The sequence below is a fragment of the Haladaptatus sp. AB643 genome (genome assembly GCF_024136975.1).
Classification (GTDB): Archaea; Halobacteriota; Halobacteria; order Halobacteriales; family Haladaptataceae; genus Haladaptatus.
In genome coordinates this window covers 52361-76738 of sequence record NZ_JAMYJW010000004.1, presented here as the reverse complement: position 1 = coordinate 76738, position 24378 = coordinate 52361, and the positions used below count along the sequence as shown (strand labels likewise).

General features: G+C 62.3%; 25 protein-coding genes. 12 read left to right on the top strand and 13 right to left on the bottom strand.

Annotation, left to right across the window (positions count from 1 at the left end):
- Positions 1-16: 16 nt before the first annotated feature.
- Entirely contained in the window at positions 17-676 is a 660-nt protein-coding gene (locus NKF25_RS09675) for a DUF308 domain-containing protein (RefSeq protein ID WP_253226474.1), read from the top strand.
- A 104-nt stretch (positions 677-780) separates the two neighbouring features.
- On the opposite strand, the gene NKF25_RS09670 is transcribed toward NKF25_RS09675, so the two are convergent.
- Complete coding sequence (locus NKF25_RS09670) at positions 781-2484, bottom strand: MFS transporter (protein WP_253226473.1); 1704 nt, start codon at positions 2482-2484, stop codon at positions 781-783.
- Positions 2485-2680: 196 nt separating this feature from the next.
- Here NKF25_RS09670 and NKF25_RS09665 point away from each other — a divergent pair, with 196 nt between their 5' ends.
- Positions 2681-3886: a cytochrome P450 gene (locus tag NKF25_RS09665; RefSeq protein WP_253226472.1), complete on the top strand. Its 1206-nt coding sequence runs from the start codon at positions 2681-2683 to the stop codon at positions 3884-3886.
- Between the two features lie 36 nt (positions 3887-3922).
- Here NKF25_RS09665 and NKF25_RS09660 read toward each other — a convergent pair whose 3' ends face one another.
- Both NKF25_RS09660 and NKF25_RS09655 read right to left on the bottom strand, forming a co-directional pair.
- Complete coding sequence (locus NKF25_RS09660; protein ID WP_253226471.1) at positions 3923-4240, bottom strand: hypothetical protein; 318 nt, start codon at positions 4238-4240, stop codon at positions 3923-3925.
- A 1-nt stretch (position 4241) separates the two neighbouring features.
- Complete coding sequence (locus NKF25_RS09655) at positions 4242-5711, bottom strand: sodium-dependent transporter (RefSeq protein ID WP_253226470.1); 1470 nt, start codon at positions 5709-5711, stop codon at positions 4242-4244.
- 312 nt (positions 5712-6023) lie between these two features.
- On the opposite strand from NKF25_RS09655, the gene NKF25_RS09650 reads away from it, so the two are divergent.
- Positions 6024-6824 (top strand): ATP-grasp domain-containing protein, encoded by an 801-nt coding sequence (locus NKF25_RS09650; RefSeq protein WP_253226469.1) that lies wholly within the window; start codon positions 6024-6026, stop codon positions 6822-6824.
- Here the strand turns inward: NKF25_RS09650 and NKF25_RS09645 are convergent, their stop codons facing one another.
- On the bottom strand, positions 6825-8054 hold the full coding sequence (locus NKF25_RS09645) for an ABC transporter substrate-binding protein (RefSeq protein WP_253226468.1): 1230 nt from the start codon (positions 8052-8054) through the stop codon (positions 6825-6827).
- A gap of 89 nt (positions 8055-8143) precedes the next feature.
- Positions 8144-8623, bottom strand: a complete 480-nt coding sequence (locus NKF25_RS09640; RefSeq protein WP_253226467.1) for a GNAT family N-acetyltransferase — start codon at positions 8621-8623, stop codon at positions 8144-8146.
- 130 nt (positions 8624-8753) lie between these two features.
- Between NKF25_RS09640 and NKF25_RS09635 the strand changes: the two genes are divergently transcribed.
- Together NKF25_RS09635 and NKF25_RS09630 are read left to right on the top strand one after the other, a co-directional pair.
- Positions 8754-9242, top strand: a complete 489-nt coding sequence (locus NKF25_RS09635; protein WP_253226466.1) for an Lrp/AsnC family transcriptional regulator — start codon at positions 8754-8756, stop codon at positions 9240-9242.
- Complete coding sequence (locus tag NKF25_RS09630; RefSeq protein ID WP_253226465.1) at positions 9239-10378, top strand: aminotransferase class I/II-fold pyridoxal phosphate-dependent enzyme; 1140 nt, start codon at positions 9239-9241, stop codon at positions 10376-10378. Before NKF25_RS09635 ends, NKF25_RS09630 begins: the two co-directional genes overlap by 4 nt.
- A gap of 28 nt (positions 10379-10406) precedes the next feature.
- Here the strand turns inward: NKF25_RS09630 and NKF25_RS09625 are convergent, their stop codons facing one another.
- Positions 10407-10742 (bottom strand): cupin domain-containing protein, encoded by a 336-nt coding sequence (locus tag NKF25_RS09625; protein ID WP_253226464.1) that lies wholly within the window; start codon positions 10740-10742, stop codon positions 10407-10409.
- Between the two features lie 122 nt (positions 10743-10864).
- Between NKF25_RS09625 and NKF25_RS09620 the strand changes: the two genes are divergently transcribed.
- Entirely contained in the window at positions 10865-11215 is a 351-nt protein-coding gene (locus tag NKF25_RS09620; RefSeq protein ID WP_253226463.1) for a DsrE family protein, read from the top strand.
- Between the two features lie 4 nt (positions 11216-11219).
- Here the strand turns inward: NKF25_RS09620 and NKF25_RS09615 are convergent, their stop codons facing one another.
- Together NKF25_RS09615 and NKF25_RS09610 are read right to left on the bottom strand one after the other, a co-directional pair.
- Positions 11220-11630 carry a VOC family protein gene (locus NKF25_RS09615; protein ID WP_253226462.1) on the bottom strand — a complete coding sequence of 137 codons (411 nt, stop codon included), beginning with the start codon at positions 11628-11630 and terminating at the stop codon, positions 11220-11222.
- A 69-nt stretch (positions 11631-11699) separates the two neighbouring features.
- Complete coding sequence (locus NKF25_RS09610; protein WP_253226461.1) at positions 11700-12986, bottom strand: TIGR00341 family protein; 1287 nt, start codon at positions 12984-12986, stop codon at positions 11700-11702.
- Between the two features lie 220 nt (positions 12987-13206).
- On the opposite strand from NKF25_RS09610, the gene NKF25_RS09605 reads away from it, so the two are divergent.
- Together NKF25_RS09605 and NKF25_RS09600 are read left to right on the top strand one after the other, a co-directional pair.
- A complete protein-coding gene (locus tag NKF25_RS09605) occupies positions 13207-13581 on the top strand; it encodes a hypothetical protein (protein WP_253226460.1) in 375 nt (124 codons plus the stop codon).
- 81 nt (positions 13582-13662) lie between these two features.
- The gene (locus NKF25_RS09600) at positions 13663-14472 is read left to right on the top strand and encodes a biotin/lipoate A/B protein ligase family protein (protein ID WP_253226459.1); all 810 of its coding nucleotides are present in this window, start codon (positions 13663-13665) and stop codon (positions 14470-14472) included.
- 345 nt (positions 14473-14817) lie between these two features.
- Here the strand turns inward: NKF25_RS09600 and NKF25_RS09595 are convergent, their stop codons facing one another.
- Positions 14818-15267 carry a redoxin domain-containing protein gene (locus NKF25_RS09595; protein WP_253226458.1) on the bottom strand — a complete coding sequence of 150 codons (450 nt, stop codon included), beginning with the start codon at positions 15265-15267 and terminating at the stop codon, positions 14818-14820.
- 198 nt (positions 15268-15465) lie between these two features.
- Between NKF25_RS09595 and NKF25_RS09590 the strand changes: the two genes are divergently transcribed.
- Positions 15466-16335: a deoxyribonuclease IV gene (locus NKF25_RS09590; RefSeq protein ID WP_066143715.1), complete on the top strand. Its 870-nt coding sequence runs from the start codon at positions 15466-15468 to the stop codon at positions 16333-16335.
- 737 nt (positions 16336-17072) lie between these two features.
- Here the strand turns inward: NKF25_RS09590 and NKF25_RS09585 are convergent.
- A complete protein-coding gene (locus NKF25_RS09585; protein WP_253226457.1) occupies positions 17073-17417 on the bottom strand; it encodes an AzlD domain-containing protein in 345 nt (114 codons plus the stop codon).
- Positions 17418-18044 (bottom strand): AzlC family ABC transporter permease, encoded by a 627-nt coding sequence (locus tag NKF25_RS09580; protein ID WP_253226456.1) that lies wholly within the window; start codon positions 18042-18044, stop codon positions 17418-17420.
- Positions 18045-18236: 192 nt separating this feature from the next.
- Here NKF25_RS09580 and NKF25_RS09575 point away from each other — a divergent pair, with 192 nt between their 5' ends.
- Both NKF25_RS09575 and NKF25_RS09570 read left to right on the top strand, forming a co-directional pair.
- A complete protein-coding gene (locus tag NKF25_RS09575) occupies positions 18237-19028 on the top strand; it encodes a class I SAM-dependent methyltransferase (RefSeq protein WP_253226455.1) in 792 nt (263 codons plus the stop codon).
- Positions 19029-19079: 51 nt separating this feature from the next.
- Positions 19080-20171, top strand: coding sequence for an aminopeptidase (locus tag NKF25_RS09570; RefSeq protein WP_253226454.1), 1092 nt, complete (start codon positions 19080-19082; stop codon positions 20169-20171).
- 132 nt (positions 20172-20303) lie between these two features.
- Here the strand turns inward: NKF25_RS09570 and NKF25_RS09565 are convergent, their stop codons facing one another.
- Positions 20304-20951 (bottom strand): hypothetical protein, encoded by a 648-nt coding sequence (locus NKF25_RS09565; protein WP_253226453.1) that lies wholly within the window; start codon positions 20949-20951, stop codon positions 20304-20306.
- Positions 20952-21098: 147 nt separating this feature from the next.
- On the opposite strand from NKF25_RS09565, the gene NKF25_RS09560 reads away from it, so the two are divergent.
- Positions 21099-22244, top strand: a complete 1146-nt coding sequence (locus NKF25_RS09560; protein WP_253226452.1) for a rhodanese-like domain-containing protein — start codon at positions 21099-21101, stop codon at positions 22242-22244.
- An 8-nt stretch (positions 22245-22252) separates the two neighbouring features.
- Here the strand turns inward: NKF25_RS09560 and NKF25_RS09555 are convergent, their stop codons facing one another.
- Entirely contained in the window at positions 22253-24355 is a 2103-nt protein-coding gene (locus NKF25_RS09555) for a PQQ-binding-like beta-propeller repeat protein (RefSeq protein WP_253226451.1), read from the bottom strand.
- Between the last annotated feature and the right edge of the window lie 23 nt (positions 24356-24378).

The following is a 24378-nucleotide window of genomic DNA, read 5'->3' as shown; positions in this document are numbered from 1 at the left end:
GGATGGAGGGGGAACAATGGGTGTCGAAATCCGAAATCAAGAGCCATCGCAAGACCGACCAGCGAGTTCCGCCGAGAGTCGGTGGCGTCTGCTTCTGGGCGTCGGGGTGTTACTGATCCTGTTGAGTATCGTCGCGGTCGTCGGTGCGGCACGGATACGCGCCGGACTGGGGGGCATCCCGCTTCTCGTTTCGTTCGCCACGCCGGTCGCCATCTCGTCGCTGTTCGGCGTTCTCCTGCTGCTCGGCGGGACAGTGCTCACCGCGTCGGGATTCGGCGCGAGGGAGTGGTCGGGCAGTCGAGGAGCGGTTCTGCTCGCCGTCGTCTACACGGTTTTCGGACTCGTGCTCCTCGTCAACCCGCTGGCGGGGGTCGCCTCGCTGACGGCCCTGTTGTTCGGATTCTTCCTGCTCGATGGACTCCTCGAAATCGGAATTGGGGTTCAAACTCGCCCGGAGACGGGTTGGGTGTGGGTCGTTCTCAGCGGCGTCGTCGCATTGCTGGCCGCTGTCGTCGTCCTGCTCGTCCCTCCCGTCGGGTCGCTCGAACCGTTGAGCGTCGTTTTCGGCGTCAACCTCTTCGTTAGTGGCGTCTCCTTCGCCATCGTCGCGATGGGACGACGGAGGGCGGCGCGCGAACGAACGCCGGTGCCGTCCCCCGGCACCGCGCGTCACTGATCGACCGACCTCCGGTACCGTTTTCGACCGTTATCGCCGTCTTCAATCCCTGTCCCTGCTTTCGACCGCGAATTCGTCAAAAGACACACAGTCGATACATCCCTTCACTCTTCGTCTTCCTCCGAGCGACGCGTGTTCGGCAGGAACCCGGAGAGTATCAACTGCAGGAGGACGAACCCGACGACGAGAACCAGCGCGATCTGTACCGCATCGACGGCCGCGGTCTCGACGATTCGATTCAACAACCCTTGCACCGCTTTCGGAAGCCCCCCGGCGGCGGCGCTGTTCCCCGGCGAATTGAAGTTTTGAGCCGCATCTTCGAGCGACACGATGAGTCGGCTTCGCTCGGTTTGTGACACCTTGATGCCCGTGGAGTTCAGGACCTGATCCACGATGCCGCCGTACAGACTCGCCAGGAATATGCTCCCGACGACGGCGTTACCGAACCCCCGTCCGAACTCCTTCCCGGTTTCGAGGATCCCGGATGCTTCACCACCCTTCTCGTTGCCCGCCGCGGACAGCGACACGTTCGAGACAGGCGCTCGCATGAGACCGGCACCCGCCCCGAATACGGCCAACGGTGCCACCATCGATACGACCGACACGGTCGGTGACAGCACGGTTCCGAGCAGGAGCAGTCCCACGACGAACAGGACGACGCTGACCTGAATCATGCGCTTCGGTGAGAGGTACTTCTCCACCGTTCCGGACCCCAGCGAGACGAGAATCGCGGCGACGGCGAACGGCAGGAACGCGATGCCGATGGTCAACGGGTCGAACCCGACGGCCATCGCCAGAAACGTCGGCAGGACGAAACCGAACCCGGTCGTGACGATGCTGTAGATGGCGTAAATCGAAAGCCCCGTCACGTACACGCGGTTCGTGAACAGTTTCGGGCGGAACAGCGCGGCTTCCCCCCGGGACAACCGTCGTCGCTCCCACTCGACGAGACCCCACAGCACCGTCAGCCCGAACCCGAAGACGAACGGGACGATGGAAAGCCCGAACGGCGCGATCGTCACGCCACCGACCACGAACGGGCGAATCGGCGTCACCCACCCGTACTGCCCCGCCAACAGGAAGCCGACGATGATGGCCCCGACGCTGAGAAACGAGAGGACGGTTCCACCCCAGTCGAACACGGCCTCCTCCTGCGTCTCGGTCTCACGAACCGTAAACAACAGCAGGAACGCCGCGAGCAGGCCGACGCTTTCGAGGCCGATGGCCAACCGCCACGTCGCGACCGTGGCCAGAAATCCCATCAGCAACGGTCCCACGGCCTGTGCCGACGCGGTGACCGCACCCCACACGCCGAACGCGGTCGCCCGCCGTTTCCCGTCGTAGGTGGCGAGAAGCAACGCGAGCGAGATGGGTGTCACCATGGTGTCGGCGAACGCCTTGATGACCGACCAACCGACGATGAATATCCCGAGAGACGGGCTCAACGCACCGATGAGCGTCCCGATCGAGAAGAGCACGATTCCGTACCTGAAGATCCGTTTGTTCCCGTAGAGGACGCCGAGTGCAGCGCCGGTCAGCAACAGCGGTGCATCCACCACCGAGTAGATGGCAAGCGCGGCCTGTACGCCGCTCGCACCCGTCCGCAGGTCGGTGCTGATCGGTTCGATGGCCACGGGAATCATCGCCCCGTCGAGGCTGACGACGAACATGACGATGGTCACGACGACGAGCGTCCCCCACGTGTCGAGGAACGACCCGGTTTCACCTTCCGCCTCCGTCCCCGTTTCCGTGGTTTCAGTCGCCATCGACCCCTCCGAGGTGAGCGATTCCGAACTGCCGTCGCTCACGTTTCCGGTCACTCGTGTCCATTAGTAATCCCCCCGAACGGGCGTACAACACTCACGGTATTAAATAATGTTAACAAATTTATTCTATGACGGCTGAATGACTGTTGATTTGTCGAAAAACCACTCCACGGTCCCTTTTTCCGGACCACTCGTCACCACCAAAAAGCCTACAACTGACTGAATGATCGTTCAATCAATGGCGTCCGATCAACCCGCGGCGGTCCTCCGCCCTCCGAAAGCGCTGCGCGACAGGGAACGACAAGTGGCACCGTTCGACTGGTACGAGAAGATGCGTCTCGAATCGCCCGTCCGGTACGACGACGACCGGAACATGTGGGACGTGTTCCGGTACGAGGACGTCGACCACGTTCTCTCCGATTACGAGACGTTCACGTCCAACGTACGCGACGCCACGGAGTCGCCGTTCGACGACGACCAGCAAGGGTTCAACCGGACGATGATCAACACGGAACCGCCCGAACACGACCGACTTCGCGGCTTCGTGAACGAGCGATTCAGGCCCGGAACGATACGCGAACTGCAACCCCGACTCGAAGCGTTAACCGACGAGTTCTTGGACGGAATCGCGGACGAAGACCGAATCGACGTCGTCGGCGATTTCGCGTACCCGTTCCCCGTGACGGTCATCGCGGAACTGCTCGGCATCCCCGCCGACCGCCGGGACGAGTTCAAGGCGTGGTCGGATGCGCTCGTCGCCAGTCCGCGCGAGGAGACGAAAGCGGCGGTCGAAAAAAATCAGCAGGAGCGCCAACGCGCTCGTCGGGAGATGGGCGAGTATTTCGGCGACCTGCTGGACGAACGATCCGACGGGGACGGCGACGACCTCGTGACGCTCGCCGCGACGAGCGACGAACTCGACCGGGAGGAGAAGGTCGGCTTCTGCATGCTGCTCCTCATCGCGGGTAACATCACGACGACGAACCTCATCACGAACGCGATTTGGTGTTTCCACGAACAGGGAATCATGGAAGCCGTTCGGTCCGGCGAGATCGACCGCAAAAAGGCCATCGAGGAAGTTCTTCGCTACCGCTCGCCCGTCCAGTCGCTTCGCCGCGTCGCCGCCCGCGACATCGAAGTCGGCGGTAGATCCATCGAGAAGGGCGACGTGATCTCGGCGTGGATCGCCTCGGCGAACCGCGACCCCGACGTGTTCGACGACCCCACCGAGTTCCGTCCCGAGCGGAGTCCCAACCGACACATCGCGTTCGGCAAGGGAATCCACTACTGTCTGGGCGCACCGCTCGCTCGCGTCGAGGCCGACGTCGCCCTCAAGGCGCTGTTGGAGCAGTTCGACACCATCGAGCCGACAGATGCGGCGAAAAAACCGGTTCCGAGTCAGGTTCTGTACGGACTCGAAAGCCTTCCGTGCCGCGTGGAATAAAAGGCGGAATTACCGCGCCGCACCGCAGTTACCGCACTACAGCTTTTCGAGCGAGTCTATCTCGCTCCGATCCCAGTCGTAGAACGTCGTGTCGATTCGTCTGAGCGTCTCGACACACTCGTTGTATCGGTCACGGGCCTCGTCCGCGTGCTTGTCGCCGGGGTTCGCCCGTATCCACTCCCGGAGTTCGGTCAGCGAGCGCGGCGAGTAGGTGTCGATTTCGCCCTGTTCGTCCAGCAGTTCGAGTTTCTCGTCCTCGTCGCGCAGGGAGCGAACGAGCGCCCACACCGCGGTTCCCCAGAGGACGATGATCGCACCGAACATGACGATCCACGTGCTCGTTGAGAGTACCATCTCAATCACCCCCTCCTGCGGCGGTTTCCGATGCTTCACGCGAGCCTCCGCGGCCGCGAAGTGCGCCCATGATGAGGACGGAACCGACGAGGAGGACGGCCATCAGCACGACACCGCCAACGGTCTGGACGAGTGATGTGCTGAGATTCATCCAGACGTAGTCGACCATTATCAGCACCATCACGATGGGGATGAGGTACTTGATGACGAGCACCCACCACCGACCGACGTGAATGTCGGAGTTGCGGTTGAGCGCGACGACGCGCATCGGTTCGGCTTCGAGTTTCCACCCGACGGTCAGGATGATGAGCAGGGTCGCGAGCGGCAGGCCCCAGTTCCCGAACATGAAGTCCATCGTGTTGAGGAAGTCCCCGGAGTACGCGCTCGGTAGGCTGAGCAGCCAGATGCCCCCGACGACGGCGAGCACGGTGCTCTTCCGGCTCAATCTCGTCTCCTCGGAAATCGTCGTCACCGCGACTTCCGTGATGGCGAGTCCGGACGAGAACGTCGCGAACAGGAAGCCGACGAAGAACAGGATGGCCCAGACCTGCCCGCCCGCCATCTGTAGGAAGACCTTGGGGAGCGCGACGAACGCCAGTTGGGGACCGGCGCTCGGTTCGAGACCAGACGCGAACACCACTGGGAAGGTGGCGAAGATGGCGAGCAGTCCGATGCTCGTGTTGCCGATGGCGGTAAACACCCCGCCGCCGAGGGGGACGTCGTCGTTTTTGCTGAGGTAACTTCCGAAGGTGAGTGCGATCCCCCAACCCAGACCGGTCGAGAACAGCGCCTGTCCGAGCGCGGCGATCCAGGTGGACGATTTACTGAGGTACTCCCATTTCGGGGTGAACGCGAACGCGAGTCCGTCCATCGCGCCGGGGAGCGTGAGTCCCTTGATTCCGATCGCGATGAGCGCGAGGACGAGGAACGGGATCATCCATTTGACGACGCGCTCGATGCCGTCCTTGATGCCGAACAGGAGAACGCCCGCCGTCGCCGCCATCGCGAGCGTGTCCATCCCGACGGTGAGCATCGGCGATCCGGAAAACGAGTCCCAGAACGCCTGCGATTGGAATCCCGATTGCGAGAAGGTCAACAGGAGCGAGTGCGCCGCGTAGTACAGCGTCCACCCGATGATGGGCGCGTAGTACGACATCAACGCGATGTTCACGAGGACGACGACCAACCCGAGTCCTTCCGCCCGACCCTCGCCGAAGGCGGATTTGAACGCCCCGATGACGCCCCGGTCCGTGTACGACCCGAACACCGTCTCGGCCATCAGGCCGGGGACGGCGATGAGGAACAGGAGGATGATGTACGCCACGAGAAACGCTCCACCCCCGTTCTCGCCGGTCGTGAACGGCATTCGCCATATGTTTCCCGCGCCGACCATCGCCCCGAGCATCGCCATGAGGAAGCCGAACCGACTCCCCCACTGCTCACGTACTGTCCGTGCGCTAGCATCTGACATGGGTACGCCCATGCCAACGTCCGGCAGTCCCTTATATTGATACGGTCACGCCATGATGGTTTGCAGAATACGATAGAATGACGGATATTCTCTCAGAATATTTGATTGTGGTCGAGTTGCTCCCGTAGAATACGGTTCCCGCTTCTCGATGACAGCGCGAACGGTTGCGGTCGAATTCACCAATAAATCGTATGGCACGATATGAAATGAGTCGAGAGTCTCCCGTGTTCTCGACGGTCATCGCCCGAACTCCCCCGTCTCGGGGGGTGTTCCGGCGATACAGTGATGTGACTCCCGGCTGAACTGTTCTCAATGCCCTCCCCGTCACTCCACATCACGAACTTCGCCGACGAACGGTGTCGGTTCGACAGCTACTGGTCCCGGCTTCGCGAGTTGGACGTGCCGGTTCCGAAGACGACGTTCGTCGCCCTCGAAACGGACGAGGACGGGATTCACTGGGAGACGGACGATATCCTCGCGTTCATGGAGAAAAACGAGTACGACCGCGCGTTCGTCCGGACGCAGGTCAAGGCCGCGACGGTGCGGTTGCGCGACGGGTCGTTCATCTATCGCCGCGACCCGGAAGTCATCGACGACGTCGTCGAGTCGTTGCTCACCCAGAACCTCGAACAGGGGTGGCCGCACGGGGACGGGTTGGTCGTGCGCGAGTGGCTCGACTTCGACTTCTGCATCCATCCGAAGCACAACTGCCACCCGTCGGTTCGGTTCTTCGTGGAAGACAGTGAGGTTCTCGGCCACACGCCGATGACCGCCGAGCGGGCGACGAACGTCTGTGACGACACCTACGACTACCTCGAACCCGTAATCGCGGACGTGGACCTGTCGGCCCCGCGCCGGTACGCCGAGCGAATCGCGGACGCGTTCTCGGAGCCGTGGGGCGTCGATTTCATCATGGACACGACGGGGACGTGGTACTGTCCCGAACTCAACTTCGACGGCGTCTACTGGAATCGGGCGGAGGAGAAGTGGTGGAACATGTGCGGCCAAGGGGAGTTCGAGCCGTGGAGTCCGGTCGAGGTCCACTCGGCCGCGTTGTACGGGACGAAACCGGAGACGGAAAGAGGCGAGTCGGTGAAAGCGACCTGGTGGTAGCTATTTTCCGGTGACAATGTCGGCTAGCTTCGTGCGGTCGAACAGCCGTTCGTCCTCGGGAATCTCGGGGTACGGCTTCTTCTTCTCGTAGCCCGGCCACTCGCCGAACTGGTCCGGGTACAGTTGCTTCGCGGTCATCTCCAACTGGAAGAGGTTCATGAGCGGCCCCTGATACCGCATTCCGGACGCGTAGAAGCGGTCGTTCTCGATGGCCGAGAGCTTCCCTCCGGCGGGGTGGTTTTGGATCTTCTTCTTCATGTCCTGAACGTAGTAGCCCGGCGAGACGCCCCAGAGGTGGAGGATGACGTCCGGGTCCACTTCGAGCATCGTCTCGTAATCGACGGTGCCCCAGAGGCTGCCCCAGTCCTTCTCCGCGAAGGCATCCTTCGCCGCGAGCGGGCGGGTGTCGGCCAGCCAGTAGCCGGGTTTGTTGAGGTGATACGTGTAGAACTTCCCGTCGCTGTAGGTGACGCGGACGGCCGTCGGTCGCTCCGTTTTAGGCGGGAGCTTCTCTTTAATGGTCGAGATCACGTCGTCGTGAATCCCTTTGATCGCGTCGTAGCGCTCCTTCTCCTGGAACACGTCCGCCACCTTGCCGAACATGTCCCAGAGGCCGTAGTACTGGTAGCCGTCGCGGTACCCTTTCGGCGGTTCGCCGTTCGTTCCGCTGTAGAAGTTGCCGAACCACGGCCCGACGTTCTTCCCGACTTTTTCGACGTCCGACTTCGACCAGTTCTTCTGGGTGGAGACGTAGGCGGGATCGGCGAAGTGCACGTCGCTGTCGAGTTGGTAGAGTTGCTCCTCGCTCAGACTGCTCCCCAAGGCGTTCGGCAAGTCCTTCCACTCGAAGGAGACGCCGTCGAGTCGGTCGTAGTACGTGTTCATCGTCTTGCCGGACATCTCCGGCACGTAGATGGCGTTGACCGCGTCGCCGTGGCCGAGCGCGACGGCCATGTCGGCGTACTGCGGGAAAATCACGAAGGCGCTTTCCGGGACGTCGTCGAACTCGACGTTCCCCATCGGCGACATCGAAACCGAGTACGGGCCACCGTCGTTCGAGGTCGTTTCCCCGGCGGTCGAGGACGTATCTCCGGTGTCAGAGGTATCCGTCTGTCCATTCGCCGAATTCGAACCATTGTCACTGCATCCGGCGAGCAACCCGCCGACGACGAGCGCACCGCCGCCCCGGAGATAGTCGCGTCGGGACGGGTTCGGTGGTGTTCCAGACATACGTGTTTAGGCAGGCCTAAACGCTGTTTATCCTTTTTGGTTTTCCTGACATCCCGTCACGTAGCTAACCCGAACAGTCTTGTGGACCGTTATTCCAACCGCTTTTCCATCACGACCACCGGGAGCACGACGTCGCGTCCGTCGTACCTCTTCGTGATCGCCTCTTCGGTCACGGGACGGTAGCCCGTCCGCTCGTAGAACGCGACAGCGTTGCGTGACGACCACAGTTCGAGTCGGGACAATCCGGCACCGCGAGCGTACCCCTCCAGATGGGAGAGAACCGCCGACCCGACACTTCGTCGAGCGGCGTCCGGATGCACGTACACCGCCCGCACTTCCTCGTTTTCCGGGACGAGATGACCGTATCCGACAACCCCGTCAGCTTCTGCAACCACGAGGTAGTGACCCGGTTCGTCGATGGGATATCCCGCGGTTCCATCGGCCTTCTCGGCCCACGCCGCGACCTGCTCTTCGTCGTACGCGTCCGCGCCGAACGCACGGATCGCCGCGACGTGAAGCGTCAGAATGTCATCCGCGTCCTCCCGCGTCGCTTCTCGAACCCGCGTCATCCAGTTTCTGTTCCCCGACCACTGGCATCAACGACTTGATCATGCAGAGACGACTGTCTCTCCGGCTTACAATGGCAATACTTGTCACACACGACCAAACTACTTGTGCTCGCGTCTAGAACGGGATTCTATGGAACCGAAACGGGAACTGCTCGAACTGCTGCTGTCGAACGCCCGCGAAAGCCCCACGGACCTCGCACGACAGACCGGGCTGTCGGAGACGGAAGTCGAATCAGGGATCGAAAAACTCGAAGCGGACGGCGTCGTTCGCGGCTATCAAGCGGTCGTGGACTGGCACAACGTGGACGACGAACACGTCCAAGGGGAGGTCGAACTCAACGTCGAACTCGACCGAGAAACCGGCTACGAGGAGATTGCCCGCCGAATCGCCAAGTTCCCGCAGGTCGTCTCGCTCAGACTGGTCAGCGGCGATTACGACTTCGCGATCGACGTCGAGGGCAATTCGATGCACGACGTGTCGAACTTCGTCTCCGAGCAGATCGCACCCATCCCGGAGGTGACCCAGACGGTCACCCACTTCGTGATGGAGACGTACAAGGAACGCGGCATCGAGTTCGAGGACCGCGACGAGGACGACCGCCTCTCGATCTCGCCATGAAACCGGCCGACCGAGTTCAACAGGTTCCGCCGTCCGGCATCCGTCGGTTCTTCGAACTCGCCGAGGAGCGCGACGACGTGATCTCCTTGGGTGTCGGCGAACCGGACTTCTCCGCGCCGTGGGCCGCCCGAACCGCCGCCATCGACGCGCTGGAGCGCGGAAAAACGTCCTACACCGCGAACCGCGGCCGCCGGGACCTTCGGCGAGCCATCGCCGACCACGTCCGGCGTTACGATCACGAGTACGACCCGGACGATGAGATTCTGGTGACGGCGGGCGCGAGCGAAGCCATCGACGTGGCAATGCGCGCGCTGGTGGACCCCGGCGACACCGTGGCGGTCCACCAACCGTCGTACATCTCCTACGTCCCCGGCGTCGTCTTCGCGGGCGGCGAACCGCTGTCGGTCCCGACGCGGGCGGAGAACGGGTTCGCCCTGACGTACGACGACCTCGAACGTGCCGGGGCGGCCGACGCCGAGGCGCTGATGCTGTGCTATCCGAACAACCCGACCGGGGCGACGATGAGTCGCGACCAACTCGCGGAGGTCGCGGAGTTCGCCCGCGAGCACGACCTGTTCGTCCTCTCGGACGAGATTTACGCCGCGCTCACCTACGACGGCGACCACACCTCCATCGCCACGTTCCCCGGCATGCGCGAGCGAACCGTCGTCTTCAACGGGTTCTCGAAAGCCTACGCGATGACCGGGCTTCGGTTGGGCTACGCGCTTGCCCCGCCAGAAACCATCACGGCGATGAACCGGATTCACCAGTATTCGATGCTTTCAGCCCCCGTCACCGCACAGTACGCCGCGCTGGAGGCGCTTCGAAGTTGCGAGGACAGCGTGGTCGAGATGCACGACGAGTACAACCGTCGCCGCCGGTTCGTCCTCTCGCGGTTCAAGGAGATGGGTCTGGAGTGCTTCGAGGCCAGTGGCGCGTTCTACGCGTTCCCCGCTTGCGGCGGCGACGACGAGGCGTTCGCCGAGGAACTCCTCACGGAACAGGGCGTGGCCGTCGTCCCCGGAAGCGTGTTTGGGGACGGTGGCGCGGGCCACTTCCGCGCCTCCTACGCGACCGGCATGGCCGACCTGCGCGAGGCCATGAATCGAATCGAAACGTTCGTTCGCGGGCGATAGCGCGCGAAACGCGAACGAACAGCACTTTTTACCGCTCGCCGGGTTCGCTCTCGGGTTCCGGCGGCGCGGTGACGCAGACGACTTGTGATGGCTCGTCGCCGAGCACCTTCCACCCGTGCGGCACGTCCGTTGGCGTGACGACGGTGTCGCCCGGTCCGGTTTCGCGTGCTTCGCCGTCCACGCTCCACTCCATCCGCCCCGCTCGGATGAAGATGATGTGTTCTTCGCCGTGTGTATGCTCCTCCCGCTCGGTGCCGGGGTCGTGGTGGACGACGTGGACGTCACACCCGTCGAACCCCATTCGTTCGCCCGGGCTCTCCGGCGTGACGAACGGACTGTACTCCGGTGCCGATGAATCGCTCATATCTGTTCCCCCCATTGGGAGGTAGCCACCAACCGTGTTAACAGTTAGCAGCATCATCCCGCTCCGAAACGGTCCGACGAATTCGTACTCCGGTTATGTCCCTCCGCGTTGCCCGCCCTATGATGAAGACCGTCGTCCACGTTTCTAGCCCCGACCCGAACGACCAGCGGGAAGCCGTCGCGAACACGCTGAACCTCGTGATGGACGAAAGCGTCTCCGCGCCGGACGACGACGTCGTCGTCCTCGCCAACGGTGCGGGTATCCGGATGTTCGTCGAAGCGACGAGCGCCCTGTCGGAGTTGGTCGAAGAGATGAAAAATCGGGACGTCGCCCTCCGTGCTTGCCGGAACGCACTCCGGGGTATGGGCGCGACGGACGACGATTTGCTTCCCGGCGTGGAGGGGGTCCCGTCCGGATCCGGCGAACTCGCCAAATTGCAGGCCGAGGGCTACGGCTACATCAAAGCGCCGTAGTACATCACCCCGGCGCGACGAGTTCGACCTTGATCCGTTCGGGGTCCTCGAAGTACACCGCGTAGTGGTCGTCGCCGCCCGCGTAAGGGTGGTCGTCCTCGTACAGGATCGGTACGTCCCGCGCCCGCAACATCTCGGTGAACTCGTCCACGTGGTCGCGCGATTCGGCGTGAAATGCGAGGTGGTTCAACCCCGGCCGACGGCGGTGGTACGGTTCGTCCCGAAACTTCTCGTCCGCTTGCACGAGAACGATGTACGTCCCGCCCCGTTTCCACGACCGTCCGCCGTCCCAGTCCTGACACACGTCGTAGCCGAGTTCGGTGAGCAACCATCCCCAGAACGATCTCGACGAGCGGAAATCGCTGGCGTACAGTTCGACGTGGTGTAACAGTCCGGCTTTCGCGGTCTCCGTCACGAACTCACGTCGCGTCCCGATCACGAAATCCCTACCGACTATCGGGATACGCCGATTCCGCCGAACCGACTAGGACGACTTCTGTGATCGGACGAAGACGACCTCGACGGTCGTCTTCTGTCCCGTGCGCTGCGTTATTTTGCGGTCGATTTGCTGTGCGAGGTCGTTCGGCGGTTCCCCTTCCGGATCGGTCACGATGCGAACGTGAGCGGGTTTCCCCTGATAGAAATCCAGCGGACGATACGTCACCGTGGTGTCCACGAGTTGGTAGTCCGAGTACTCCGCGTTCGGTCCGACGAACAGTTTGTTGATTTCCCCGTTCGCTTGCTCCTGGTACACCGTGGTTCGGTTCGTCCCGTAGGTGACGAGACCCAAGCCGAGCGAGAGCACGGCGATGGCGACGACGATGATCGCTATCCGCCAGAGGGTTCTCGAACGCGCTTCGCCGACGGACCGCACCCGTTCGGGACGATAGCCCGACACCCACAGCAACGCCAGCGCGGTGAGGTTTATCGACAGCAGGTTTACGAGGACGTTCACGGTCGCGCCCAGTGCGACACCGAAATCGAGCCACGCGATGCCGAGACCGACCGTCGCCGCCGGAGGAACGAGCGCGACGGCGATCATCACGCCGACGATGACCGATCCGGCACCGCGCATGAGGCTGATGACGCCCGCCGCACCCGCGCCGAGGGCCAGCAGTAGTGAGAGGAAGTTCGGTGTGAACCGCTCCGTGATGGCCGGAACCGTCCGGATGTCGAGACCGGGCGGGATGAGTACCGTCCCTTGGACGAGAAAACCGAACAGGGCGGCGCTCGCGATGGCGACCAGCAGGCCGGTTATCTGGTACTGGACGCCCCGCTCCGCCAGTTTCGGTTCGTCCACGACCGTCCCCACGCTGGCCGCCATCGCCGGACCCATCAGTGGCGCGATGACCATCGCGCCGATGATGACGGCCGACGAATCGAGGAGCAGGCCGGTCGCGGCGATGATGGTGCTGATGAACGTCATCGAGAAGAACGTCGAACTCTCGGGGGCCATCTCGGCCGCCCGTTCGCGGAGTTCCTCGCGGGCGATGTTGAACCCCGAGTAGCGCTGCTTGAGTTCGGCGATTCGCTTCGACACCACGGTTTCGGGTTGCAGAACGATGGTGAACGCGTCCTCCTCTACCCCCGCTTTGCGTAGCTTTTCGAGAATCGGCTCGACGGCGCTCGGCGGTACCGGAAACGTGACCAGCGCGGAGAACTCCGTCCGCCCGGTTTCGTCGAACACCGCGTAGTCCACCCCCTCCTCGTCCAACGCATCGAGAACCGCGTCTCGCTTACCGCGCGGAACGAGCACCTGTACAAGGCGCATGAACCTGTTACGATGTCGAAATATTTAGTTGGTTGTGTAGTTCTCACGCCCCGACGACACCGTGACGGCGACGCCGTTGACGAACGAACCGGTGACCTTCTGTCCGTGGTCGGTCATGCCGTTCCGTTTCGAATCGACCGACCGTAAACCAACGATTCCATTGGTCGGGCTGAAAACCGGTGGCCGTCATCGCTAACCGATTCCCGGTTGGGACGCTCGTATGGCGACCGAAACCCGTTCGTGGTTCGACCGTTCCACCGCGTTGGTGTCGCTCGATTACGTCGGTATCCTGCTGGCGGCGATTACCGGTGTGATTCACATCTACGAGGGAATAGAGGACCTCGGCGAGGGTTTCATCGGGGTGTTGTTCATCCTCGCCGGACTCGGCTTTTTCGGGGCGATAGTCCTCCTCTGGCTGGGGTTCGATCGGGAAGTCCTGTATCCGGTCGGCATCGCCTACACGGGCATTCAGTTCGCCGCTTACTTCGGTCTGCGATGGCCGAACGTCTACGATCCGCTCGGACTCGCGGACAAACTGGTTCAACTCCTGCTCATCGTCGTGTTGTTCCTGCTGTGGCAGGGAGTGAGCGAGTAGCGTCGCGTCGGAACCGACTTTCGCACCGTTCGCCGCCGGTCGTCCGTAACCGATTTCGTCCAGCCATGCGAACGTCGTAGCATGACGCTGGCGGATAGGGAGTGGCGACTCGTTCGAGAAGAATCGTGGGACGGACCGCTGAACATGGCACTTGACGAAATCGCAGCCGAGACCGCCGCGAACGGCGGCCCGCGAACCCTTCGTGTGTATCGTTGGGACCCGAGCACCCTGTCGCTCGGCTACCGTCAGGAACCGGAGACGGTCGATTGGGAGTTCTGCGAGGACGAAGGGATCACCGTCACGCGGCGGCCGACCGGCGGCGGCGGCATTTATCACGACAACTACGGCGACATCTCCTACTCCATCATCGCGCCCGCCGACGAACTGCCGGGAAACCTGATGGAGACCTACGAACTGCTCTGTGAGCCGATTTTCGACGCGTTCGAGCGGATGGGCGTCGACGCGGGGTTTACCGAGGAGAAACTTCCGGTCATCCACCAACCCGCGTGTTACCTCCGGGAACTCCACCCCGCCCACGATATCGTGGCGAACGGACGGAAGATCAGCGGTAACGCCCAGTATCGGCGCAAGGACGCCGTCATCCAGCATGGCTCCCTGAAGTTCGCACTCGACGCGAAGCGCCACCTCTCGACGTTTGCGAACCCCGAGACGACGGCGGCGCAGTTCCACGAGCGCGTGACGACCATCAACGAGGAAGTCAGTATCGACCGCGCCGACGCCGTGACCGCCGTCGAGGAGGCGCTTCACGACTGGGCGGATGCACCCGACGGCGAGTGGACGGACGACGAGGTGGCCCGCGCACGCGAGCACGCGAAAGCGAAGTTCGAGAGCGAACCCTGGACACAGCGCCACGAGGACCCGACCGCGTGAGGTGAATTCTCTACGAATGTCTCAGGAAAATCGAACCTGATGCACAGCATATCCCAACAGGCCAGCAGCGGCCGCGAACCACACGACTGCCGGGATTTGGTTTTGGATAGTATTGGAGAGGACTGCCACACCGTATACCAGGGAGACCAGTGCAACCCCAACTTGTGCTTCGAATGGGATCTGAATGGACCGATCATGTTCGGAGTCCGCTGCGTCAGTCGGCATAACCAAGTGTTGATAAGAATGGATGATGAATTCATGGGTCCGCATCAGAAACGTAACGTGCCATCTCGTGAACGAGGCCCACGTATACGGACATCTGCCTGAAAACGGCAACCAGCGGGCTCAGAACCCGAACGTCTCGGGTTCCGACCCGAACGAATCGACGATGGCCTCGTGAATCTCGCCGAGCGGCGGTTGTCCCAGCGTCGGGTCGATGGGGTGGTCGCTTACCCACGCGTACCGGACGACGCCGGATTGGTCGATGAGGAAGCACGAGCGCTTCGCCCGGTGGACGGTTTTGAAAACGCGATACTTCACGCCGTATTTGCTTGCGACGCCGAGGTCGCTGTCGATGTACAGCGGGAACTGGATGCCGAGGTAGTCGATGAACCGGCGGTGTGTCGCGGGACGGGATTTGCTCACGCCGACGACCTGTACCTCGCCGCCGCTCGCGAACCAGTCGTAATCGCGGAACGAACACCACTCCTCGATGCAGTCGGGCGTGAAGTCGTTCGGGTAAAACGAGAGGAGCACCGGCCCGTCCGAGAGAAGTGACGATAACTCGCGCTCCAATACCCCCCCCGTTCGATGTCACGAGTGGTGCGCTGAACTCGGGTGCGTCGTCCCCAACCGACAGGACACCTGATCCGGGCATACGGATTCCTTCCATCCGACCGAGTTAACGGTTCGGTTCGCGGAAATGTCGGTTTCGGTACGGTTCCTCGCCGACGCTTCGAAGTGCCTTTGACCCCCGAACGGGAGGCTGTGAGTATGCGAGTCGGCGCACACGTTTCCATGTCCAGTTCGAAGGTGACGAGCGACGAGACGAAACCACCCCACGGCAACATCGCGAACGCCGTCTGCCGCCAGGTCACGTTCGGCGGCAACTGCGGACAGATTTTCACCACGTCCCCGCAGGTCTGGCAGGACCCGGACCTCAGCGACGAGGAGGTCGAACTGTTCGTGAACGAAACCGACGAGAAACTCGACGGCCCGTGGGTCATCCACTCGTCGTACCTCGTCAACCTCTGCACGCCGAAGGACGACCTCCGGGCGAAATCCATCGCCAGCATGCAGACCGAAGTGGACGCCGCGGACGAACTCGGCATCGAATACGTCAACGTCCACCTCGGCGCACACACCGGCGCGGGCGTCGAAGGCGGCCTGAACAACGCCGCCAGCGCGCTGGACGAACTCGACATCCCAGACGGCGTCACCGTCCTCATCGAGAGCGACGCCGGAAGCGGCACCAAACTCGGCGGCGACTTCGAACACCTCGCCGCAGTGCTCGACAAGTCGGAGCAGGATTTGGACGTTTGTGTTGACACCGCCCACGCCTTCGCCGCGGGTTACGACCTCTCCACGAAGGAGGGCGTCGAGGAAACGGTCGAGGAGTTCGACGAGGTCGTCGGCCTCGAACACCTGAAATGCATCCACCTCAACGATTCGAAACACGAGTGTGGCACCAACAAGGACGAACACGCCCTCATCGGCGAGGGCTACATCGGCGAGGAGGGCATGTCCGCCATCATCAACCACCCCGAACTGGAGGACGTGCCGCTGGTGCTGGAGACGCCGACTGAAGACGGGAAAGGCTTCTCGTGGAACATCGCTCGCGTGAAAGAACTGCGCGACGAGTGAAGGGAGGGTAGTCCGTTTTTCTTGCGTGTCTATTTTTGGTAGGTCGCTGGTTACGAGACGTGTTTGGTGGGTTTGTGATTGGAGTTACTGAGAAGCAGACCCCGAAAGCCCTCGCCCGTTCGCTCCGAGGTGATTCTTGTTCTGGCGCGACTGCAACGACTACGATGAATGCCTAGAAATCCCCCGACCGTTCGCGGTCGGCCCCTTTCACCCACCGTCAGAGCACAGCTCTGACAAGCCACTCGTTCGCTGTGCTCACGAGGACGTCGCGCGCCGTACGGTTGGCCCGTAGCGCCCACCCCATCCGGCTGGATGGCGCGCGCTGACGAGGCGGTTCGGCCAGCGCCCCGGCCGAACCGCCTCGGAAGAATCGTACGAGGGATGAGCGGAACGAGCGAAGTGAGTGGAGCGAATCGGCTGGGGAGGGTGTGGCTGTCGCGGTGCGGGGTGGGACTGAAAGGGGTCGCCCGCTCGCGCTTGCGTGGTCGTCTCGCCGACCACTCTTGACGAAACGAGCGTAGCGAGTGAAGGAAAGATGTCGGCGAGCGACCGCGAGCAGGCGGGGGCTTTCGAGGTCGTCTTCTCGGCAACTGTAACCGTAAAATGACCAAAATTATTGCTTCGGATGACTGCCCGCTACCAGTACTATTCAGTGTTTTTCAGTCAACGATAGTATCTTGCCGATAAATTCTCTAGATTTTTCGCGGTCGGGATGAGGGGTTACTCACGTTTTCCATTCACCCAAATACGTAGCTCAGGAGCCACAGCGCGCCCATCCCGGCGACGATGGTGGCGAGGATGTCTTCGGTGTACCACGCGACGGCGACGGCCAGTGCACCCGCGAACAGGCGCAGGTTGTCCGGCGAGAGCGCGAGCGATCCGTCCATGTAGACGAACTTGGGCAGGACGAGCGCCGAGAGGACGGCGGCGGGGACCAAGCGGAGCGCGCGCTCGACGCCGTCGGGCACGTCGTCCAGTCGGCCGAACAGAGCGATGAACGACACGCGGATCAGGTACGTTCCGAGACCGCCGACGAGGATGATGAGCCAGAGGCTCGCATCACCCAACCCCGTCGTCGCCATTCAGGCCACCTCCTCGGTCAGCAGTCCGGCACCGATACCGACGAGCGCGCCGACGACGAGTCCGAGATCGAACGGGAGGCCGTTGGCCGCGATTGCGGCGATGCCGCCGACGATGGCGGCCACCAGCGTCGGCCGGTCGGTGACGGCCGGAACCAACACTGCGAGAAACACCAGCGGGACGGCGAACTCCAGATGCCATCCCTCGGGAATGCTCGCGCCGAGCAGGATACCGGCGACCGTCGAAATCTGCCACACGGTCCACAGCGACAGCGCGACGCCGAGGTAGTACCATCGTCTGCTGGTGTGCTCGTCGTTCCGGAACTTCAGCAGGGAGACGGCGTAGGCCTGGTCGGTCAGTGGATAGGCGAGCGCCGCCTTCCAGCGCGCCGATTCGCGCTCGAAGTACGGCGCGATCGAGGCGCTGTACATCATCATCCGCAGGTTGACGACGAGGACGGTCAGGACGATGACGGCGATGGGCGCGTCCCGACCGATGAGTTCCGTCGCCGCGAGTTGTGACGCCCCGGCGAAGATGATGACCGACATCGCGATCGCGTGAATCGCCGGAATACCGACACCGACCGCTGCGACACCCGTGACCATCCCGAACGGGATGATCCCGAGCATGATCGGTAAGGAAACGCGAACACCGGAGAGAAAATCATCACGGGTTGACACTGGTTACTCGTAGGTGATGGGGGTGGTATCAACGTTGGTATCGCGGTGAATCTCTTGTGTGATTCGTTCCCACTGCCGTTCGGCAACCCGCCAACGAACCATCCCGTTTTTGACGCCGCCCACGAAAATCCACCACAACACATGCGCGAGTTCTCCGCCGACTATCTCCGTCGAACACGGGAAGGGATGTGGGAGTCCCGCGACGCGCTCGCCGGTCTCGAACTCGACTCCCGGGAACGGGTGCTGGACGTCGGCTGTGGGACCGGCGAACTGGCCCGCGTCCTCGCGGACGAGACACCTGGCGACGTCTTCGGGACGGACGCCGACCCGCGCCTCCTCTCGGTCGCACGGGAGTTCGTTCCCTGCGTCGCGGGCGACGCCTACCGGTTGCCGTTTCCCGACGACAGCTTCGACCTCGTGGTCTGCCAGGCGTTGCTCATCAACCTCCCCGAACCGGTTCGTGCGGTCCGCGAATTCGCCCGCGTCTCCTCGGACCTCGTGGCGGCGATAGAACCCGACAACGCCGCCGTTTCCGTCGAATCGACGGTTCCGGAGGAGCGTTCCCTGTCCCGAACTGCTCGCGAGGCGTACGTCGCGGGAACGGCCACCGACATCACCCTCGGCGGGGAGGGGACACGCGAACTGTTCCGAACGGCCGGTCTCCACGACCCTTCGACCCACCCGTATCACCACGCGAAGACGGTCGAACCGCCGTACTCGGAACGCGACATCGAAGCGGCAAAGCGGAAGGCGACCGCGAGCGCGCTGACGGACCGACGGGACACGCTGGTCGGGCCGCTTTCGACCGACGAGTACGACGACCTGCGCGCCGACTGGCGGGAGATGGGGAGAGAGACCATCAGACAGATGGGAGCGGAGGAATACCGGCGTGCGGAAGTCGTTCCTTTCTACGTGACGACCGCCCGTGTCTGAACCGCCTGTTTACATTGAAACAGTTTTCTGGTTGACGGTTCATCCCATCGTATGGACCCACGAATTCGGGAGCATGCGGAAGTCATCGTCGATCATTCCGTGAGTATCGAGGAAGGTGACACCGTCGAGGTAATGGCACCGACGGTCGCCGAGGACCTCGTCGTCGCGCTGTACGAAAAACTCGGGGAGCGTGGCGCGAAACCGTCGCTATCGATGCGAAGCAAACGGGCGGACCGGGCGTTCCTCCGTTCCTGCGACGTGGACGATTTCGGTCTACTCGACCACACGTTGGCGGCGATAGAGGAGACGGACGCCGTCATCATCATCAAAGGAGCGGAGAACACGGCGGAGACCAGCGACGTCCCGGCGGAGAAATCCGCCGCCAAGGCCCGCGCCAACGCGCCCATCCAACAGGAACGAATGGGCAAACGCTGGGTCGGCACGCAGTTCCCCGCGCCTGGGGAAGCCCAGTTGGCCGAGATGAGTACGGAAGCCTACGAGGCGTTCGTGTACAACGCGATAAACAAGGATTGGGACGAACAGCGCGAGTTCCAGGAGCAGATGGTCGAAATCATCGACCCTGCCGACGAAGTACGCATCGTCTCCGGCGAGACGACCGACCTCACGATGTCGGTGAAGGGTATGAAAACCATCAACGACTTCGCCGAGAAGAACCTCCCCGGCGGCGAGGTGTTCACCGCGCCGATTCCCGACTCGGTCGAGGGCGAAGTACTGTTCGACAAACCCCTCGTCCGACAGGGACGGGAAATCGAAGGTGCGTGGCTCCGCTTCGAAAACGGCGAAGTCGTCGATTTCAGCGCCGACAAGAACGAAGAGGTCCTCGAAGGGACCCTCGACACCGACGAGGGCGCGCGCCGACTCGGCGAACTCGGTATCGGGATGAACCGCGATATCGACCAGTTCACCTACAACATGCTCTTCGACGAGAAGATGGGCGACACGATTCACCTCGCCATCGGGCAAGCCATCGGCGAGACGGTTCCCGAGGGACAACCGCTCAACGAGAGCGCAACGCACTTCGACATGATCGTCGATATGAGCGAAGACTCGTACATCGAAGTGGATGGCGAAGTCGTTCAGCGAAACGGCGTCTTCCGATTCGAGGACGGGTTCGAGGGATAATGCTGCGAGGGTTCATATACGATGCCGGGACCAAGACCGGCGTGACCTGAAATCCGTATCGCGCGAGTGGTCGAGGCGGGTGTGTGGCGCTCCCTCGCGTGAGAACCTGCGTGCCGCCTGTTCGTACCTGTATTAGACGACATCGCCGCGAACCGTCGTTCCGTCCTGCCGACGGCGATAGGATTCGACGGCTTGTGCGGCTTTCTTCGTCTCCTCTTCATCCATGCCGAGCATCTCCAACGCGGCCGGGAGCGTCGGGAACGCGAACTCCCCCGCTCGCAACTTCCGGAACGCTTCTTCGCTTCGTTGCCCATCGACCCAGAGACAGACCCCGCGTGGATCGAGGATTTGCTCGTAGGCGTCCCGTGCCATCGCCCCACGTAAGCGTTGGGTGACGTTGTCCTCGAATCCCGAATTGCAGACTTCGAGGTGGACGGGATCGTTCTCGGGAAGCAGATGGGCCGCGAGACACTTCTCGGGCGCGGTGTAGCCGTTCTCGCTCGCCCGAATCAGATCGGGATGCTCGTCTGCCCACGACGCACGGACCGTCTTCCCGACACCCTTCACGCCGTGTGATTCGACGAACTCATCCTCCCGGTCGGCATCGTCGCCTCGTAGCAGAATGTCCTTCGTTACGTACACGTCCAGTCGGTCGATGGGGTCGAGACCGAGGGCGATATCCCCGTAGACCCAAATCTCCCGCACGGGAACGGGCATGGTATCGTTCTCGACCATCTCGACGATTTCCTCGACGCGCTCTATCGCCGCGCTTCGCTCCATCGGTGTTCGGTTGGGGAGTGCCGTGGATAAGTCCGATGGAACGAACGATGAAGCCGATAGGATAGGATACAATCGGCCGTCGAACTAATATTGTATTGTCGGCACAAGGCCAAACGACATTTCCCCGAGGAGGTTCAACCGTCGAACATGGTCGAATCGATATCCACCGCGGAGTTGGCGGACAGGCAGGATGCTGACGAGGACTTCGCCCTCATCGACACACGACCGGAGGAAAGCTTCGAATCGTGGCATATCACTGGGGCACGGAACTTCCCGTTCGGTCCCGACGAGTCGCTGTCGGAGGACGGCGCTTCGGAAGTCGAATCGATGCTCGACGGAAACGACGAGATCCTCACCATCTGTGCGAAGGGAATCTCGTCGGCACACTTCGTCGACGAACTCGAAGCACGCGGGTTCGAAAACGTGAAAGTCGTCACCGGCGGCATGGAGGAGTGGAGTGAGGTGTACGATCACGTCCCCATCGAAATGGACGGTGATGTAGAAATCGTACAAATACAGCGACGTGCGAAGGGATGTCTCGGTTACCTCGTCGGAAGCGAGGGGAAGGCGGCGGCTATCGACGTGAGCCGACACACCGACGAGTTCCGCGAAGCGGCCGACGACCGTGGATACGAAATCACTCACGTGTTCGACACCCACGTCCACGCCGACCACATCTCCGGCGGGCGCACGCTCGCCGACGAACTCGGTGTCCCGTACCACCTCAGCGAACGCGCCCGCAAACGCGGCGTCGAATACGAGTACGATGCCCTCGACAGAAACGAGGTAGTTCGCGTCGGAAACGCCGATATCAAGGCCGTTCCCACGCCCGGTCACACCTCCGAGATCACCAGCTATCTCGTCAACGACGAAGCCGTCATCACCGGGGACACCCTGTTCGTGGACTCCATCGGTCGCACGGAACTGGAGTTCGGTGACGAAGGCGCAGCAGAGGGAGCAAAGATGCAGTACGATTCCCTTCACAAGGTGTTGATGAGCGACCCGGACAGCGTCGTCGTCCTGCCGGGACACGTTACCGTCACCGAAGACGGACGGTTCGCTCACGGCAATCCCGGCGAACCGATTCGGTCGACGGTCGGTGACCTCCGCCGTAATCTCGACGTACTCCAGTTGGACGAGGACGAATTCGTTTCCCGTCTTTCGGACGACGTGCCCGAAAAACCGCCGAACTACGAAACGGTCATCGCCATCAACCGTGGCAAGGACGAACCCGAAGACGAAGACGAGGCGACGGAACTCGAACTGGGGCCGAACCGCTGTTCCGCACCGTAAGACGCCCGCTATCTAAACGCGTAGGTACCGTCGCTCGTCGCGTAGGTGCGTTCGTCGTCCACCGCGACGGACTCGACTTCGTCACCGGTTTCGAACCGTCGTCGTTCCGCTCCGTCGCTCGCCGAGAGCGCGTACACTCGGCGGTCGCTGGCGCCGACGTACACCGTTTCGTCGGCGACGACCGGTTCACAGAGCGACCCGAACGGGAGGAATTTCGGGTGGAACGTCCACGAAACACTCCCGTCGTCGAGCGAAACCAGCCAGTCGCGACTATCGGTTCCGGTGCTCGTCACGTCACTCGTCACGGCGTAGAGACCGTCATCCGGGACGAGACTCGTCACTGTGTCTCCGTCTTCGAGGGTTACACGCCACAGTTCGGTTCCGTCGAAATCGTAGGCGACGACTTCGTTACAATCGGTACCGGTGTACACCGCATCATCGACTGCGACGGCTCGCACACCATCCCCGGCGGACCACCGCTCTCCCTCGGCATCGAGCGCCACGACCCGACCGTTCACGAGTGCAAATGCCGTTTTGTCGTGGGTAGCAACCGTATCGACCGACCCGAGTCCGCCACAGTCGCCGGTACTCGTCCATGCGTGCACGCCGGTCGTTGCGTCGAACGCGGTCACCCATCCGTCGCCGCCAACGACGACGCGGTCATCGGTGACGGCCGGAACGGTCGTGACTCCGCCGTCACATTCGGAACGCCACTGTTGGGTTCCGTCCGGTGAGTACGCGACGACCGCCGACCAATCCGTCTCGTACACCATACCGTTCGCGGAAACCGGTGGCGTATCGCCTTCTTCGCGCCATCGTTTCTTTCCGGTTTCAGTGTCGAGCGCGCGCAGTGCGTCGTTCTGAAGGTAGACGTTTTCTCCAACGTCCATCGAACCGATCCCGTTCGCTCGCCAGTCGAGCCATTCGGGGTCCGCGACGGAGTAGAGAAAGCCCTCCCGGTCAGCGATGTATATCCCGTCGTCGATAGCGGGCGGCAACGACGAGGTATCGAGATTACGTACCGGAACCCACCACTTCTGGTCGCCGCTCCGAAGGTCGAACGCGCCGAGTCCATCGCCGCTATCCCGTGTGATGGGGACGTAGGTCGTTCCGTCGGCGATCGATGGGGTTCCGGCCGATCCATCGAGAGTTCCGACCGTCCACCGTACGGTTCCATCGTCGGCAGCGAGTGCCCAAATCCGTGCCCGAGCGCCGTCGGTCACGACGACCGTGTCGTCGGTGACTGCGGGTGATTGGCTGAGTCGCGTCGAATCGCCGAGGTCCGTCGTCCACCGTGCCGCTCCGTCCTCCGTCGAGAGTGCGAACGTCTTCCGTCCGGAGACGTAGACGGTGTCGTTTGCGACGGTCGGCGCGTGGTCGATCATCCCGTCGGTGCTGGCCTGCCACTGTGGCTGTCCGTCGGTCGCATCGAGGGCATACACCGTTTTCTTGTCGGCGAAGTACGCCGTTCCGTCGACGACTGCCGGTGGCACGTTCTCGGCGCTCGGTGTCTCGCCGTCCTTTCCGGACGGGAGACGGACCTGCCACTGTTTCGTTCCGGTCTCGGTATCGATCGCCCAGCAGGCACCCTGCCCGTTCACGTCGCTGGTCTTGAAGAAGGCGATGCCATCGGCAACGGTCACGGGGGACGACTCGATGATGCCGATTTCGAACCGCCACCGTTCGCTCCCGTCCTCGGCGGAGAGGGCGACGAGGTCGGTTCCGGCCACGTAAACGATATCCCCGACGACGGTCGGTGCGTAGTCCAGTCCTCGGATATGCGTCGTCCAGCACGCGTTCCGCGAGTCGACGTCGAACGCCGTTATTCCTCCGGACGAATCGGAAACGTAGGCGATTCCGTCAACTACGGTCGGGGAATAGAGACCCCGATCACTCACCTGTTCGCTCCAATCGACCCATGCTCCTGGACCGGGATCATTCCCATCGGAACTACTCCCCGTGTTCCCCGTATCGTTTTGGAACGACGACCACGCATGATTCGTGGTCGTTGCCGTGTCGGACGCTGCAATCCCCACAAATCCTGTCGTCCCGATAGCAGCACCGGTCAGTTTGAGAAAAGTCCGTCGTGTCTCGTCGGAGGGGTCGACCATGAAAAGAATATAGGAGTACCACT